The sequence below is a fragment of the Saprospira grandis str. Lewin genome (assembly GCF_000250635.1).
Lineage (GTDB): Bacteria > Bacteroidota > Bacteroidia > Chitinophagales > Saprospiraceae > Saprospira > Saprospira grandis.
This window is the reverse complement of record NC_016940.1, coordinates 1354413-1370278: the sequence shown is the minus strand read 5'-3', so window position 1 is coordinate 1370278 and position 15866 is coordinate 1354413. Positions and strand designations below refer to the sequence as shown.

Here is a 15866-nt window from a genome sequence, read left to right as displayed (position 1 = left end):
GCCTTGGCCGCAGTTCCTAAAAAGGAACTGCGGCCTTTTTTATGCCCCTAAACAAGAGTTTGGGACCTATCTGCAGTTTACAAATGCCTCTGGCTTGGCGCTAGCCTTTATTTTCATTTGCAAAACAGCTCTGAACGATGCCCGGAGCTAATTTGCATTTGCAAAACGCCTCTGAACGATGCCCAGAGCTAATTTGCATTTGCAAAACGCCTCTGAACGATGCCCAGAGCTAATTTGCATTTGCAAAACAGCTCTGAACGATGCCCGGAGCTAATTTGCATTTGCAAAACAGCTCTGAACGATGCCCGGAGCTAATTTGCATTTGCAAAACGCCTCTGAACGATGCCCGGAGCTAATTTGCATTTGCAAAACAGCTCTGAACGATGCCCAGAGCTAATTTGCAGTTTACAAACTCCTCTGGGCGTATCACTAAGGTCCTGTCTTTTTTTTCTGGACTGACCCTACTAGAGATTAGCTAGGCTCGCTTAGCGGCGAAATTTAGGGGTTTATTGATTTTAGGGCCTAAAAAAAGGGGCAAAACCTAAGTTCTGCCCCTTTTTGAGGGTTGTTTATTGCTTAATGAGCTTTCCGCTCTGTCCATTTTCCCATTTCCAGAAGTAACTGCCCTTGGGCCAATCTTCGGTAGGAATTGTTTTTGGGCCAGCAGGCAAAATATAGCGAGCCACTTCTTGGCCCAACACATTATAAAAGCAAAGCTGGCCCGCCTGGGGCAATTCTATTTGCAGTTGGCCATTAAAGGGATTGGGCCAGAGCTTTGGCCCTTGCTCGCCCAAGTAATCTGTGGAACTCGGGTAGTAGCAAGAGCCATCTTCTACCCAAGCGTTGGGCATAAAGTTGAGGGCGTTGCTGTCTAGACAGCCGGGCTTTAGGCAGTTTTGCAAAAGCGCCTGCACATCTAGTTTGCCCGCTCCCCAGTCTATATTGGGCGGAGCGCCAGCGCTATATACCCAAGCATCTTTGCGGGCCGATTGTAGCAGGGCGGCCTTGAGCTCGGCCCAATTGGCCTGGGGTTGGCATTGAAAATAGAGGGCCGCGGCCCCCGTAACCATAGGCGCCGCCATAGAGGTCCCTTTGGCCGAAACATGCCAGCCGCCTTGGTCCAAATAAGGGGAGTTGTTGGCTCTGGCGTTTTGCAGGGCGGCCAGGCTGCCTGCCGAAAGGACCTGCCCCCCAGGGGCTGTTAAATCGGGCTTTTGCAGACCGGTTCGACTAGGGCCGAGGCTAGAAAAATCGGCAATGCCAAAGATCGGAAAGCCCGCATAGGCCAAAGACACCGTATCGCCAGCATAATTATGCAGTTGGTTTCGGTTTTGGTAGGCCGCCACCGTGATGACCTTGGGCGAGCAGGTCCAATAAGCGGCTAGGGTTTGTTGGTTGTCGGGCGCAATATAATGAGGGACATTGGCCTGCAGAACAATATCAGAAAGGCCCATATTGCGCTCATGGCTCCAAATATCTACCTTGCCTGCTCCGCTCCAATGCAAAAAAAGCTGTTGATTTTGCAAATTGTTTCCCTGTAGCTGAAAGGACCACTCTAGGCAGCCCTGCCATTCGGCTAAATATTGTACTAAAATCAGGGGCCCTTGTGAACCTATATATATAGTATCTATTCTTTGGGCGGGCAGGGGGCTATGCGGCGGCAGGTCGGCAGGCGAAAATGGGCGACTAAGGACCAATGTTTGTCCCTGACTCCCCTTGAGCTCAAATTGCCAATGCAATTGGGCCCAGTCACTTGTATCAATAAAGGCCGAGCTGCGAAATAGTTGGCCATTGAGGGGCAAAAAGGCCAGACAGCCGCTATCTGCTTGGGCCTTTTGCCAGTGCATTTTTGCCTGCCGCGCATTGCCGCCTGCTTGAATCAATGCTCGGCCGTTTTCCTCCTCTAGCATCGCTTCAATCATAGCGGTATACAAGTCTTGGCCATCATGCGAGCCATAATAGGCTCCTACACTAGAGTTAATGGCGCAGGCTTTTCCCAATCGCTTAGCTTCTTGAAAAATATGGTGGACGGCATCCACAAAGCGGGGCAAAAACTGTCCATCTTCGCTCAGGGCCACGGCCAACAGCTCGGCTTTGGGGGCAATGCCCTTATATTTTTGGGCGGCCAGACCATTTCCGGCGGCGGTACCGAGCACATGCGAGCCATGTTCGCCTGGGGGCTGAGCGATCAGGCCCGAATCAATTTGGGCTTTATTCCAATAGCTGCCATAGCCATATTGGCCCATAAAAAAGTTGGGCGAAAAATAGTCTTGGTCCCAGATGCTGAGAAATCGGCTACTGCTATCATTGGGCTGCCAGAAATCGGGATGTTGCCATTCGTAGCCGTCATCAATAATGCCGACAAGCACGCCTTCGCCCTCAAAAGATTGGGGCAAACCCCAGCCTTCATGAGCGGCTCGGGCGTTATTATTGGCCAGCATCAGGCTATCTTGTTCAAAAAAATATTGGGGGCTAAGGCGCTGGGCTTGCAGGCCCTGAATAGCGGGATGTTCCCACCAAATGGGCAGCTTTTGCAAGGGAATAGAGAGGGCGGCCAAATCATTTAGGCCATATTTATACTGGCTATCGGTTTGTTGGGCCAGTTTTTTTATTGCTTGCGGTTCGCCCTGAACGATCAGCTCCACGCTTTGCGTTCCGCCCTCTTGCCAAAGGCGAAAAAGGTCGATATTCAGCTTCGTATTTTGAGCGTAGAGGCCGCTAGGCAGCAGAAAAATAAGGAAATAAATCGCTTTCATAATTAGATGATTTTGGGGCCCGCGGCCGGCTAGGCTTCGCCTAGGTCGGCCGCCGCTATGCTTCGGGGCTCGCAGGTCTGCTCGGCCCTGCGGCGCTTTCAGCGCCTGGGTCTGGCCTTGCGGCCACCCCTTCGCAGCGCTGGGCCAATACTGCTGGGCCAAAAGGGGGGGAGAAAGGGCGCTTTGGGCCCAAATGGCAGGGGAGAAATAAGCAAATCGGAAGAAAGTTCTGAGAGGGGAATTATAAAATTAGCATAAAAAATTTAATTTTGTCTTTGGACTAGACTGCCTAGAGTCAAGATTTGACTTTAGTTATTGTCTATAAATCACTGACACCATTAATCAATTAAAATAATAGTTTAACATGATAGGACCTATCCTTTTTGCCTTAGTATTGCTAGGGACGGCGGCCTTTTCCTACAAAAAATACAGCTTTGTGATTCGCAACATACAGCTGGGTAAAGTAGATGAGGAAGCCAAGCCTAGTCCAGAGCGTTGGCGCAATACCATTATGGTAGCCTTGGGCCAGCAAAAAATGTTTAAGCGGCCCTTGGCGGCCTTCTTACACCTTTGTGTATATGTAGCCTTCTTAGTTACGCAAATCGAGCTCATTGAGATTGTCATTGATGGCTTGACGGGGCAGCACCGTTTATTTTGGTCTTGGTGGGAAGGCAGCGACTTTCTTCGCGGCTTTTATACCTTCCTCGTGAGCTTCATTGAGGTCTTGTCGGTCATGGCTTTGGTGGCTACCTTTGCCTTTTTGTCTAGACGTAACTTGCTCAAGCTGCCTCGTTTTGTTAAGTCGGAGATGAATGGTTGGCCAAAATTGGATGCAAACCTCATTCTCTTTGCCGAGATTATCTTGGTCTTCTGCATCTTTTTGATGAACAGTACCGATATGGCCATTCATCACAACGAATATGGCTTTTTGATCAGTAGTTTGATTTCTCCGCTTTGGGAGGGCGTAAGCAATGAGACCCTACATATTTTGGAGCGCATTGGTTGGTGGGGCCACATCTTGATGGTCTTTGTCTTTTTGGGTTACCTACCTTATTCTAAGCATTTGCACATCATCTTTGCCTTTCCCAATACCTTTTGGGCCAGATTGAACAAAAAGGGGGAGATGGCCAACATGAAAGAAGTACAAGAAGAAGTAGCTTCTATGATGGACCCCAATGCTGCCTTTGATGCGCCAGTATCGGAGGAGATTCCTAAATTTGGCGTAAGTGATGTCTTTGACCTCAAGCGTCAGCAGATCATGAGTGCCTATACTTGTACGGAATGTGGTCGATGCACCTCTATGTGTCCGGCGAACTTGACGGGCAAGAAATTATCGCCACGTAAAATCATGATGGATGTTCGGGACCGTGCAGATGAGGTAGGGCATAATTTGGACCTCAACAAGACCGAGTTCATCAATGAGGAGCAGAAATCGGAAACCTCTAAATTGACGGCAGAGAACTACGATGATGGCAAAACTCTTTTTGACTACATCAGTACAGAAGAGCTGCGGGCATGTACCTCATGTAATGCTTGTGTAGAAGCTTGTCCGGTTTTGATTAACCCCTTAGATATTATTGTAGAGTTGCGTCGCAACCTCATTTTGGAGCAATCTGATTCTCCGGAAGAGTGGAACGGTATGTTTAACACCATTGAAAACAATGGAGCGCCTTGGGCCTTTTCTCCTGATGATCGGGACAAATGGGCCATGGAGATCAACAATGCAGAATAAGCGGAGTAGATAAGCGCGAAAAGCCGCAGTTGAGTATTCAACTGCGGCTTTTTTTTGTTTGGGCGGGGGCTGGCGCAGCCAGCCTTTAATGGCTGAGGGATGGGCAAGGGTGGCCCGCAGGGCCAGACCGAGCTTTTTGAGCGTAGCGAAAAAAGCGAAGGGCCGAGCAGGCCTGCGAGCCCTGAGACAGCCCGACCCGCCTGCAAGGCGGGGCAGCCCCAAAAAAATAAAAAGGTGAAAAGAATCCCTACATCTGTAATCAAATTTGTATAAATTGGCACAAAGCGCTTTTTTTCTTAAATTCGCTAGGCTTTTACAAAAAAAGAGACTGATGGGCAAGACAAAAGAAGAGAAACCCCTGCTATTGCAGCTAGACATGCAAGAAATCAATAAGATTTTGCAGGCCTTGGGCCAGCGGCCATTTAATGAAGTATATGAGTTGATTGGAAAGATTCATGAGCAGGCCAATGCCCAAATGCATGCAGAGAGCCCCCCGCAGCAACTAGACAAATAGGAGACAAGCACACACTACCGCAAGATATTTTAGAACGGAACAGAACCCCAAGGGCAGAGCCCTATTTAGATTGATAAGACCTATGGCGCAGAAACCAATTCAGATTTTCCGCGAAACCCCGCCGCACAAGAGTATGGACTTCTTCTTTTTGAAGGAAGAGGGCTTGCAGATGGTGCAAGAACTATCGGGTAAAGTTTGGACCGATTACAACACCCATGATCCTGGGGTGACGATTTTGGAGCAACTTTGTTATGCTTTGGCCGATTTGGGCTTTCGCACGGATTTTAGCATTCAGGATTTATTGAATGCTAGAGGGAAGGGCCGTCGGCAGGCTTTGAACAACACCTTTTATGATGCTTCGGAGATTTTACCGACGAATCCGGTAACCATAGAGGATTATCGCCGCTTGATTATTGATCGGGTGAATGGGGTGAAGAATGCCTGGGTGGAGCCTGTGCGGGATCATTTGCAAGGCATTAAGGGCTTGTATCGAATTTTGTTGCAGGTGAGTGATAGTGCTCGTCAGCCGCAGCGTTTGCAAGAGATTAAGCGAGAGGTCTATGCTTTATTTGCTGCGCATCGCAACCTTTGCGAGGATTTGGAGGCCATTGAGGTATTGGATGTAGATAAGATTATTATTTATACCGATTTGGACATTAGTTCTGATGTGGTGGCCGAGGAAGTATTGGCTGAAATTCTCTTCAAGTTGGAGGAGCATCTCACGCCATCTATTCAGTACCACACCATAGATGAACTTTTGGAAGAGGGCTATGCCATTGAGGAGATTTTTGATGGGCCAGTGCCGGTGCATGGCATCATTAAGAAAGAGGACCTCAGAGCGATGAAGCGGGAGGTTTATATTTCTAAGATTATTGAAATCATCTCGGATATTGAGGGCGTTCGCCGCATCAATTATTTTCGGGTAGAAAAAGATGGTTTTCCCGTAGAGGGAGATGTGATTCGGATTGCGGAAAAGACCTATCCTGTTTTGGATATGGACACTATTGATGCGCGTTGGAAAACCGATGCTTATCCGATTCGTTTTCAGCGGGGGAGTTTGAACTATGATTTGGACCTCAACACGGCCAGTCAGTTGTTGTACTCGCTTTATGCTCGGTACAAGAAGGGCTATCAGATGAAGATGCTCTATAATGAGAAGGATTATCCTTCGGTATTGAAGGAAGATGATATTAAGCGTTACTACTCGGTACAAAATACTTTTCCGGCCACCTATGGTTTGAGTCCATTTGGTTTGCCCAATAGTGTGCGTCCTACTCGGGAGCGTTTGGGCATGATTAAGCAGCTCAGAGGGTATCTATCCTTTTTTGAGCAGCTGATGGCCAACTACTTGGCCCAATTGGGTAATGTGAAGAAATTCTTTTCATTGGATAGCGATTTGGACCGCAGTTATTTCTCTCAGTTGCCAGAGAACATGCCTGAGATGCAATACATCTTGAAGGGGAAAGACAATGAGGCGAGGTTAAAGAAGCTAGAAGAAACGGTAGAGGAATTTGATCCTTTTGTGGAGCGTCGCAACCGTTTACTGGACCATTTGCTGGCTCGTTTTGGCGAGCGTTTTACCACCGACTTTTTATTGAAAGTAAGCCAGTATGTGGGCTATGATATGTCGGAAGGGGAGGCCAAGAGTCCAGAGCATGAGCTAGTCAATGCCAAATTGGAGTTTTTGCGCAACTATGTAGACATTAGTCGAAACCGTAGCCGTGGATTCAACTACATGGCCCTTTATAATGTCATTTATGAGCAAGAGCTAGAATGGGCTGAGCTATTTGAGCCGCTCATTAAGCAATATAAAGAAGAGGCAGAAAGAGATTTGATTCGCCAGCAGTACAAGCAATTGCGGGAAAACTACAGCCTTCGTCAGCATCAGAGAGATGCTTTTTCTATGGCGATTAACTATCGCAAACCAGAGGATGTGGCCAAGGAGCAGACGAAAAAAATGCTCAAAGATCTCGATTTGCCTGAAACCTTGACTGAAGCGATAGCAGAAACCAACCTCAAGTTTACCAAAAAGATGTTGGAGCTTTTAGAAACGGAGGTTGCAGGTCTAGAACGTCGGGTTTGTTTGTTGCTTAACCTCAATCAGGGAGGCAATGAATCTTTGGTCCGCATCTTTAATGAAGATGCGCATATAGAAGGAGTGGATAATTTTCACGACCTCATTCAGCTAGAGTCGCCTATGTTGCCTGAGGGCTACATAGATTTAGATGTAGAGCTAGAGCGTTTGGAGAAAATTGAGAAGGGAGAAGATCCTGGTCCCGCTCCTGAGCGTTTGCCAGAAACCCTAGACTACCGCTCTAAGTTTATCTTTAGAGGGCAGGATTTGGACGAGCTCATGCAAGACCTTTTGGCCAATGGTATATTTAGCTATAACTATTTGGCCCTTTTGGAAGAGCGCGATGGGGAGGAAATGTATAGTGTTTACTATAAGGGGAATCCCGATTTGGGCTGCGTGAAAATTAGAGAATATAGCAGTATTTTGGCGGCTCAGGTAGAGTTGGAAAAGCTGATTAAGTTTTTTGCCCGCATTAACCACCAAACGGAGGGAATGCATGTGGTAGAGCATATTTTGCTTCGTCCGCAGGCCCAAGACCGCCACGCTTTCCGTCTAGTGAATGACCAAGATCGTCCCTTGCTAGAAAGCTATGAGTTTGGCGCTTTTGAAGAGCAACGCAACCTCAGTAACCAACTAGATTTGTTGGCCAGCAAAAAGGACAACTTCATTATTGAAACCCTAGAGGATGGCGAAAGCTATCAGGTGGTGTTGCAGGAGTATGATCGTAAGATTGCCCGCTGTCCAGAAATCTTTTATACCCGAGAAGGAGCCGAAGAACAAATCGATGATATTGTGGCCTATGTGTATAGCTTTAAATCAGGAGCTATTCCTTTGCAAAGCAATATTCAGTTCTTTTTGGAGGAACGCCCCAATCTAGACGTTCGCCATGACTTCTACTCTCTGGATATGAGTATCATTTTGCCCTCTTGGCCCTCTCGTTTCCAAAATGAAGATTTCCAGGATCTTATGCATGCGGTCTTTAGCATCAATGCTCCGGCGCATATCAATATCAACTTCTATTATTTGGACATTAACGAGATGAAGGCTTTTGAGGAGAAATACTTTGCTTGGCTAGAAGAGCGCAATGCCGTAGAGGCCCAACAGCCCGAACTAGACAATATGGCCATGGAGGTGGTCGCTTATCTCCAAAAACTGGAGAAAAATTAAGTCTAAGTGAAATACCTAATTTTTAGTTTTGCCTAAATGGCCTAGAAAACTAATTGTTTGCTCCCTTAAATTTGCAATAGAGCAAAAGGAAATACTTGCTCTAACTTCAATTAAGTTTGGGGTAAATCATGGGGATTACAGAGCAGCTACTTTGGGGAAAGTAGCTGCTCATTTTTTTGTGCCTAGCCCTCTGCTCCAAGCAGTAGAAAGGAGCGAAGCGACTTGGCTTAGGGATGGATAGCAGTGGCCCGAAGGGCCAGACCAAAGCGCGAAGCGCTGCAGGGCCGAGCAAGCCTGCGAGCTGCGACAGAGCCCGACCCAAGGCCGAAGGCCGCAGGGGAAGCCCCAAAATATGCCTACTTTCAATAACAGATGAAAAAAGTTGTATCTTTGCAGCAACCATAGGCCCAAAGGGCTGTTAAAAGAGAGAATCTGGAAACAAAAAGCTATGAATGTAAGCGATTTATTGCATAGAGCCCTGCAACTAGAAGAGCTCAGTATTGAGGAGGGTGTTTTTTTGCTCGAAGAGGCAAGCACCGCCGAGTTGATGTATGTGGGTAACCGCCTGCGGCAGCATCATGTCCCTAATGATGTGGTGACCTGGATTATCGACCGGAACTCGAATACCACGAACGTTTGTATTGCCAACTGTAAGTTCTGTAATTTCTTCCGCCGCCCTGGCCATGAGGAGTCATATATTACGTCTATTGACACTTATAAGCGCAAAATTGATGAGTTGATGGAGTATGGCGGCCAGCAGTTGCTTTTGCAAGGTGGACACCATCCCGATTTGGGCATTGATTACTATTGTGATCTGTTTAAGGAGCTCAAATCGCTTTATCCTAACCTCAAATTGCATGCTTTGGGCCCGCCCGAAATCGCGCATATCGCCAAAATTGATCAGCTTTCGCATACAGAGGTGCTCAGCCGCCTCAAAGAAGCGGGCCTAGATTCTTTGCCTGGGGCAGGTGCCGAAATTCTCAATGATCGGGTGCGTCGCCGTATTTCTCGTGGAAAATGCGGGGGCCAAGAGTGGCTAGATGTGATGCGGGCAGCCCATCAATTGCATCTGACGACCAGCGCCACCATGATGTTTGGCCATATCGAGACCAATTATGAGCGCATGGAGCATTTGGTTTGGTTGAGAGAGGTGCAAAACGAAAAACCCAAGGAGGCCAAAGGCTTTTTGGCCTTTATTCCCTGGCCGTTTATGGATGAAGACACGATTTTGTCTCGCCTGAAAATCAAACGCCGAGATGTGAGCGGCGATGAATATATCCGTATGATTGCCCTCAGCCGCATTATGTTGCCCAATGTGACCAATATTCAGGCCTCTTGGCTGACCGTAGGGAAACAGGTGGCCCAAGCTTGTCTACATGCTGGCGCCAACGATTTTGGAAGCATCATGATTGAGGAAAATGTGGTTTCTGCCGCTGGTGCTGCCTTCCGATTTACGGCCCAGGGGATTCAAGACGCCATCCGCGAGGCGGGTTTCCGTCCGCAATTGCGCAATCAGGAATACGAGTATTTAGAACTACCCGAAAATATTCGTCAACAAGAATTGGATAAAAATACCATGATTGTCGATTAAGAGATAAAGGCATTTGGCTTCGGCTAGATGCCTTTTTATTTGGGGCCTCCTGCCTTCGGCAGGCGCTACGCTATGGGGCTCGCAGGTCTGCTCGGCCCTTCGCCGCTTAGAGCGGCTTGGTCTGGCCTTCGGCCACCCCTCCGCATCGCTAGGCCTGCGGCGGCTTCGCCGCCTGTCCACCGCAAAAATTGCTGTCTATGAAAAGTTGTATTGGCATTTTGCTCCTTTGCCTAAGTTTGTCGGCTTGTCGTTTGAGTTCTTTGGGCCGCCTGCCTATTTCGGAAAGTTCTGGTCTTTGGATCGACAGCAGCGGCAGTTTTTATAGCCATAATGATGGTGGAAACGCTCCTTTGCTCTATGAATTGGACCAAAAAGGGCATTTGCAGCGCAGCATCAACATTTTAGCGCCTAATGTAGATTGGGAGGCGCTTGCTACTGATAGCGCATTTATTTATTTGGCCGATATGGGCAATAATTTAAATCAGCGCCAAGATCTTTGCATCTATTTTTTTCCCAAATCGGCTTTGGACCAAAAAGAAATTCAGCCTCAAAAAATTAGCTTTTATTATCCAGAGCAAATTGCTTTTCCCGCCGCCTCTTGGCAGCGCCACTTTGATGCGGAGGCCCTTTTTGCCCAAGGCGACAGCTTGTATATAGTGACCAAAAACCGCCATCGTCCGCATGATGGCTGGCATTATCTCTATGCCTTGGGCAAAGAGGCGGGGCCGCAGGCGGCCCGCCTCTGCGATAGCATACAGCTAAAAAAGGGTGGTTTATGGCAATCGGTTACGGCCGCAGCTTATCGAGAAGGAGAGCAAAGTCTTTATTTATTAAGTATGCGGCATTTGTACCGCTTTTCTTTTGAGCGGGGCCGTTTTGGTCCATTAGAGCAGCGCATACGCCTGCCTTTGCGGCAGCAAGAGGCCCTTTGTTTTGGACCAGATGCGCAGCTGTATTTAACCACAGAGCGCTCAATTTTATCGGGGGCCAAGTTGTGGCGCTTGCGGCCTAAGGCCTTAAAGCGCTTGCAGGAATAAAAAATAATCTATTTTTATGTATGCTGAAATAAAAAGAGTATATTTAATCTGTTGAGTTGCTGCTCATAAAATATAATGTGACTTGCTTCTCCATTTGAGAAAGTGCGAGCCACGACAAAGTCCCTAGTTGTTTAAACTAGGGCATTTTTATTTACGGACAATTCCTTCTGCATCTGAACGAGAAGCTGCTTTTAAGAGAATAGGGTCCAGATAATTAAATAGGCGATGAATATTCCATTTTCGAAGGCTTCCTTTGGGGTATTCTTTTCGATAAAGAAGGTGAGCAATACAATCTGCAATTTGAATAAAGTAAGAATGCTTAGAATCTCTAAGGACAGGATCTTCTAAAATTTTTGTAGTGGGCTTTTGATAGTATCCTGTTTGGCCAGCACCCTTAGGAATAGGGTTGTAGGAGCGCATTTTTCTAAGCAGAGATCGAATAGTATTTTCGTCTGTATTATCTGCAATGATTAAACCGTAGGAAGAGGGGGACTGTCGCTCTAAAAAATTATTAAATCTTTGAATTAGGCGACTCCAAGCTACCTCTTGAAAATTAGCCTTGTTGCCTAAGGCTAGCTTGTCTAGGCTAATGTTAATTACTTTTGCTTTAGGAAACATTTGAGGGATACTTATGCTAATATCTTTGAGCAAAGCAATTCTTTGACTCTTATGAATTTTTCGATATTCCTTCTGCTTCGAGATACGAATTAGTTCACTAGCATGAATTTCAGTTCTGTACCTAATATTGTATTTAGTATTGACCTTTTTTCTTAGGACTTTAATTTCCTCTAATCCATTTTGCCAATCACTTATATGGATAATAAAGCCACTTAATATGAAGTGCTTAGAGTTTTGGCCCTGATAAAGACCAGGATTACCACTTTCATCTACATAACAAAAGTACACAATTCGTTTTTTTATGTGTTTGATATGTAAAGCTAATAAAAAAAAGCCCAACTTCAAATGAAGTCGGGCTTTTGCGCTCCCACCTGGGCTCGAACCAGGGACCCTCTGATTAACAGTCAGATGCTCTAACCAACTGAGCTATGGAAGCAAAATATATTGTTGTGTATGAGTAGCGCTCCCACCTGGGCTCGAACCAGGGACCCTCTGATTAACAGTCAGATGCTCTAACCAACTGAGCTATGGAAGCGTGTGTTTGCTTTTAGAGGGCTGTTCCCTCTTTGCGTATGCAAATATAGGAGCCCTTTTTGGTTTTGCCAAACTTTTTGCAAAAAAAGGCATAAAAAAAATGGAGTTTCTTTTGGGCTAGGCAAAAAAAGGGGGCTAGGCTGCCGTTTTTTCGGCCTTTTTCTGTTTTTTTGTGCCCAGAAAAAAAATCAATTTTACTATGAGCTTATTGACATTGGGCACTGTTGCCTTTGATACCATTGAAACTCCTTTTGGCAAGGCAGACCGCATCATTGGTGGTGCTGGTACTTATATTGCTTGGGCGGCTTCTCATTTTCATAAAGACTTGCAATTGCTATCTGTAATTGGCGAGGATTTTCCTGCAGAGGAGTTGGCTGCTTTGGAAGCCAGAGGCGTTAATTTGGATGGATTGGAGAAGCGCGAAGGCGAAAAGTCTTTCTTTTGGGCCGGTCGCTATCACATGAATATGAATGCTCGGGATACTTTGGCCACAGAGCTCAATGTATTGGAGAACTATAGCCCCAAATTGCCCGAAGGCTATAAAAACCCTGAATACCTTTTGTTGGGTAACTTTGCGCCTGCTGTTCAAATGCAGGTGTTGGAGCAACTAGAAAAGCGCCCTAAATTGGTTGCTATGGATACCATGAACTTCTGGATGGATATTGCCATGGAGGAGCTCAAGGCGGTATTGAAGCAGGTAGATATTCTAATTATCAATGATGAGGAAGCTCGTCAGTTGTCTGGGGAGTACTCTCTAGTAAAGGCGGCTCGTGTAATCCGTGAGATGGGCCCCAAATATTTGGTGATTAAGAAGGGGGAGCATGGCGCTTTGTTGTTCCATGGCGAATCTACTTTCTTTGTTCCTGCTTTGCCTTTGGAAGAAGTATTTGATCCTACTGGAGCTGGCGATAGCTTTGCGGGTGGCTTTATGGGCTATTTGGCCCAAGAAGATGACCACTCTTTGGAGAGCATGAAGCGTGCTTTGGTCTACGGTTCTGTAGTGGCTTCTTTCTGTGTAGAAGCTTTTGGTCCTAACCGCCTCAAAGAAATTGATGAGGCTGCTTTGGACGCTCGTAAGAAAGCTTTCCAAAACTTGATGGAAGTGAAGCTCTAGACTTTGCTCTATTACACAAGAGCCCCCAGCCAGCGCAGCTAGCTGGGGGCTCTCTTTTTTGGCCACAACAAGGCCTTTAGGCCGTCTTCGATGACCAAAGGGAATAACCGATGTGCAGGGGGGCGGCTTAGCCGCAGACCAAGGCCGTCAGGCCGCAGGGCCGAGCGACCCGACCAAGGGGAGCCGACGCAGCGAAGCAAGTAACAGCGAGCCCCAACAACCAGCCCCTATAGGGGCGCCAGTTCGATGACCAAAGGGAGTAACCGATGTGTAGCCCTAGCCGCAGGCCAAATGGCCTAGCGATGTGTAGGGGGGCGGCTTAGCCGCAGACCAAGGCCGTCAGGCCGCAGGGCCGAGCAGACCTGCGAGCCCCGAAACGTAGCGCCCGCCAAAGGCGGGAGGCCCCAAAAAAACAAAAATAAATATGTCAGTACCTCAACTTGCCGCCTTATTACATGCGCCTCAATATCGCCCGAACTTATCCTCGATGATTCGGACCGCAGAGTTTTATGGCTTGAAGAAAATCTATATCTACGACCAAAATGATTTGTTGCTACCGCCAGGCAAAAGCAAATTTGCCAGAGCCGAAATGGAGAAAATGGCTAGGGTGTGGACAGCTGGCGCTATTGAGCACATTGAAGTGATTCCCATTTTAGATGTAGCCGATTTTCTGGCCAATTATCCAGGCCGAAAAATGGCCACTTGGGTAGATCCTAGCGCCAAAATGCTGCATGAGGTCCAGTTTGAAGCCCAAGATTTGCTAATTGTAGGCAATGAAAAAACGGGTTTGCCCGAAGACATTGCGCCCTTGATCGACCAGAAAATTTATATTCAAGGGCATGGACAAACCTCTTGTCTGAACGTAGCTGTCAGTTTTGGCATTTTGATGCAGACGGCCAGCACTCAGCTTTTGGCATCGAAGTAAGTACGGATTTTTTTGGCCAAATTTGCTCCAACAATGGCCTCTAATTGGCTTAAATTGGCCTTCTTGACCTCTTTGACAGAGCCAAGGGCCAGGAGCAGTTTCTCCTGGGTTTTTTCGCCAACGCCCGGAATTTGCCGCAGCTCATTTTGCAAAAATTGCTTAGAACGAACATCTCTGTGGAAGCTAATAGCGAAGCGGTGGGCCTCGTCTCTGGCTTGCTGAATGACCTTGAGCGTGGGCGATTTTTTAGAGAGCAAAAGCGGTACGGGATCATTGGGAAAGAAGATTTCTTCTAGCCGCTTGGCAATGCCAATAATGGCCAAACGCTCAAAAATGCCTAGGGCTTTGAGGCTTTTGACGGCCGCAGAAAGCTGTCCCTTGCCTCCATCAATCACAATTAGTTGGGGGAGGGGTTTTTTCTCTTCCAAAAGGCGCTTGTATCGGCGAAAAACGACCTCTTCCATAGAGGCAAAATCATCTGGACCCACTACCGTTTTGACATGATAATGCCGATATTCTTTTTTGGCAGGTCGCCCATTTTTAAAAACCACCATGGCCGAAACGGGCTGGTTCCCCTGCAAATTGGAGTTGTCAAAACACTCAATATGAATGGGCAAATCATCAATTTGTAGGTCTTTTTTCATGATCTCCAACAGCTGCTCGGCTTTGCCCATTTTGTTGGCCTTGGCCAAGGCTTGTTTTTGCTTTTGGAGGATGAAATACTTGGCATTTTTCTCAGAAAGCTCCAGCAGTTTTTTCTTATCGCCAATTTTGGGGACCGTCAGTTGGATCTCGGACCAAGGCAGCTGAATCTCGAAGGGGACAACAATTTCAGGCGCAATACTTTGGAATTTCTCTCGCAGTTCTCGAATCCCAAAAAGCAGCAAATCCTCCGCTTCGGTATCTAAATTCTGCTTGAGCTCCAGCATAAAGGTGTTGATAATTGCCCCCTCTACCACCTTGAGGTAGTTAATATAAGCCATCTCGCCTTTTTCATCTTGGGCCAGGGTAAAGACATCCAAATCACGGATATTGGCATTGACCACCGTCGATTTTCCCTGATAGTTTTCAAGCAAAGCCAATTGCACTTTTGTCCGCTGCGCCTGCTCAAAATTGAGCTCCTCGGCATAGCGCCCCATTTCCGATTTGAGGTATTTGCGCACCGCTCCCAACTGGCCTTTTAGCATATTTTGGACCTGCTCAATTTTGTCCATATAATTGGCCTCCGATTCAAAACCCACACAGGGCGCTTTGCAGTTTTTGATATGGTACTCAAGGCAAACTTTATGCTTGCCCGCCGCAATGCTTTCCTCCGATAAGTTGAGGGCACAACTGCGCAGTTGAAACAATTCTTTAATTAGCTCTAAGAGCGTGTACATCCGCTTTTTAGATACATAAGGACCATAGTATTTAGAGCCATCCTGCAGCACTTTTCGGCTAATCATAATCCTCGGAAAACGCTCTTTTTTGATGCAAATATAAGGGTAGGGCCGGCTGTGTTTTAGGGCCACATTATAGCGCGGCTGATGCTTTTTGATCAGCGTAGCCTCTAGCAAAAGGGCATCCTGCTCCGTCTCTACCAGCGTATAATTCAGCTTTTTTGCAGCCATGACCATCCGCTTCGTCTTACGGCGCATATCCTTGCGGCTCGTAAAATAGGAGGCAATCCGCTTCTTGAGATTTTTGGCTTTCCCGATGTACAAAATCTCCTCATCGGCCCCAATAAATCGGTAAACACCCGGATCTGTAGGCAAACTGGGCAAAAGCTTTTTATAATCCTCTTTATTCATAATAGACTAAAAAT

At 47.0% G+C, this 15866-nt stretch carries 10 protein-coding genes and 2 tRNA genes; 7 read left to right on the top strand and 5 right to left on the bottom strand.

The window, feature by feature from the left end; translation table 11 throughout:
• Window positions 1–569: 569 nt before the first annotated feature.
• Window positions 570–2756, bottom strand: coding sequence for a S8 family serine peptidase (locus SGRA_RS06045; protein ID WP_148268285.1), 2187 nt, complete (start codon window positions 2754–2756; stop codon window positions 570–572).
• Between the two features lie 364 nt (window positions 2757–3120).
• Here SGRA_RS06045 and SGRA_RS06040 point away from each other — a divergent pair, with 364 nt between their 5' ends.
• The 5 genes from SGRA_RS06040 to SGRA_RS06015 all read left to right on the top strand — a co-directional run bounded on the left by SGRA_RS06040 (window position 3121) and on the right by SGRA_RS06015 (window position 10871).
• Window positions 3121–4488, top strand: a complete 1368-nt coding sequence (locus SGRA_RS06040; protein ID WP_015691724.1) for a 4Fe-4S dicluster domain-containing protein — start codon at window positions 3121–3123, stop codon at window positions 4486–4488.
• 331 nt (window positions 4489–4819) lie between these two features.
• Complete coding sequence (locus tag SGRA_RS06035) at window positions 4820–5002, top strand: hypothetical protein (protein WP_015691722.1); 183 nt, start codon at window positions 4820–4822, stop codon at window positions 5000–5002.
• A gap of 82 nt (window positions 5003–5084) precedes the next feature.
• Window positions 5085–8243: a hypothetical protein gene (locus SGRA_RS06030; RefSeq protein ID WP_041329524.1), complete on the top strand. Its 3159-nt coding sequence runs from the start codon at window positions 5085–5087 to the stop codon at window positions 8241–8243.
• A gap of 448 nt (window positions 8244–8691) precedes the next feature.
• The gene (mqnC, locus tag SGRA_RS06020) at window positions 8692–9834 is read left to right on the top strand and encodes a cyclic dehypoxanthinyl futalosine synthase (RefSeq protein WP_015691719.1); all 1143 of its coding nucleotides are present in this window, start codon (window positions 8692–8694) and stop codon (window positions 9832–9834) included.
• A gap of 197 nt (window positions 9835–10031) precedes the next feature.
• Window positions 10032–10871 (top strand): hypothetical protein, encoded by an 840-nt coding sequence (locus tag SGRA_RS06015; RefSeq protein WP_015691718.1) that lies wholly within the window; start codon window positions 10032–10034, stop codon window positions 10869–10871.
• Between the two features lie 147 nt (window positions 10872–11018).
• Here the strand turns inward: SGRA_RS06015 and SGRA_RS06010 are convergent, their stop codons facing one another.
• The 3 genes from SGRA_RS06010 to SGRA_RS06000 all read right to left on the bottom strand — a co-directional run bounded on the left by SGRA_RS06010 (window position 11019) and on the right by SGRA_RS06000 (window position 12024).
• The gene (locus tag SGRA_RS06010; RefSeq protein ID WP_187288184.1) at window positions 11019–11777 is read right to left on the bottom strand and encodes a DUF3800 domain-containing protein; all 759 of its coding nucleotides are present in this window, start codon (window positions 11775–11777) and stop codon (window positions 11019–11021) included.
• A 74-nt stretch (window positions 11778–11851) separates the two neighbouring features.
• Window positions 11852–11925 (bottom strand) — tRNA-Asn (locus tag SGRA_RS06005).
• Between the two features lie 25 nt (window positions 11926–11950).
• Window positions 11951–12024, bottom strand: a tRNA-Asn gene (locus tag SGRA_RS06000).
• A 198-nt stretch (window positions 12025–12222) separates the two neighbouring features.
• Here SGRA_RS06000 and SGRA_RS05995 point away from each other — a divergent pair.
• Together SGRA_RS05995 and SGRA_RS05990 are read left to right on the top strand one after the other, a co-directional pair.
• A complete protein-coding gene (locus tag SGRA_RS05995; RefSeq protein ID WP_015691715.1) occupies window positions 12223–13137 on the top strand; it encodes a PfkB family carbohydrate kinase in 915 nt (304 codons plus the stop codon).
• A 424-nt stretch (window positions 13138–13561) separates the two neighbouring features.
• Window positions 13562–14062, top strand: coding sequence for a TrmH family RNA methyltransferase (locus tag SGRA_RS05990; RefSeq protein WP_041329523.1), 501 nt, complete (start codon window positions 13562–13564; stop codon window positions 14060–14062).
• On the opposite strand, the gene uvrC is transcribed toward SGRA_RS05990, so the two are convergent.
• Complete coding sequence (gene uvrC / locus SGRA_RS05985) at window positions 14041–15852, bottom strand: excinuclease ABC subunit UvrC (RefSeq protein WP_015691713.1); 1812 nt, start codon at window positions 15850–15852, stop codon at window positions 14041–14043. The two genes, SGRA_RS05990 and uvrC, sit on opposite strands and share 22 nt — an antisense overlap.
• Window positions 15853–15866: the final 14 nt, after the last annotated feature.

What these genes read in the sequence shown, in the direction of transcription:
- SGRA_RS06045 (WP_148268285.1), bottom strand. Translation starts at nt 2,756, where the DNA reads ATGAAAGCGATTTATTTCCTTATTTTTCTGCTGCCTAGCGGCCTCTAC.
- SGRA_RS06040 (WP_015691724.1), top strand. Translation starts at nt 3,121, where the DNA reads ATGATAGGACCTATCCTTTTTGCCTTAGTATTGCTAGGGACGGCGGCC.
- SGRA_RS06035 (WP_015691722.1), top strand. Translation starts at nt 4,820, where the DNA reads ATGGGCAAGACAAAAGAAGAGAAACCCCTGCTATTGCAGCTAGACATG.
- SGRA_RS06030 (WP_041329524.1), top strand. Translation starts at nt 5,085, where the DNA reads ATGGCGCAGAAACCAATTCAGATTTTCCGCGAAACCCCGCCGCACAAG.
- mqnC (WP_015691719.1), top strand. Translation starts at nt 8,692, where the DNA reads ATGAATGTAAGCGATTTATTGCATAGAGCCCTGCAACTAGAAGAGCTC.
- SGRA_RS06015 (WP_015691718.1), top strand. Translation starts at nt 10,032, where the DNA reads ATGAAAAGTTGTATTGGCATTTTGCTCCTTTGCCTAAGTTTGTCGGCT.
- SGRA_RS05995 (WP_015691715.1), top strand. Translation starts at nt 12,223, where the DNA reads ATGAGCTTATTGACATTGGGCACTGTTGCCTTTGATACCATTGAAACT.
- SGRA_RS05990 (WP_041329523.1), top strand. Translation starts at nt 13,562, where the DNA reads ATGTCAGTACCTCAACTTGCCGCCTTATTACATGCGCCTCAATATCGC.
- uvrC (WP_015691713.1), bottom strand. Translation starts at nt 15,852, where the DNA reads ATGAATAAAGAGGATTATAAAAAGCTTTTGCCCAGTTTGCCTACAGAT.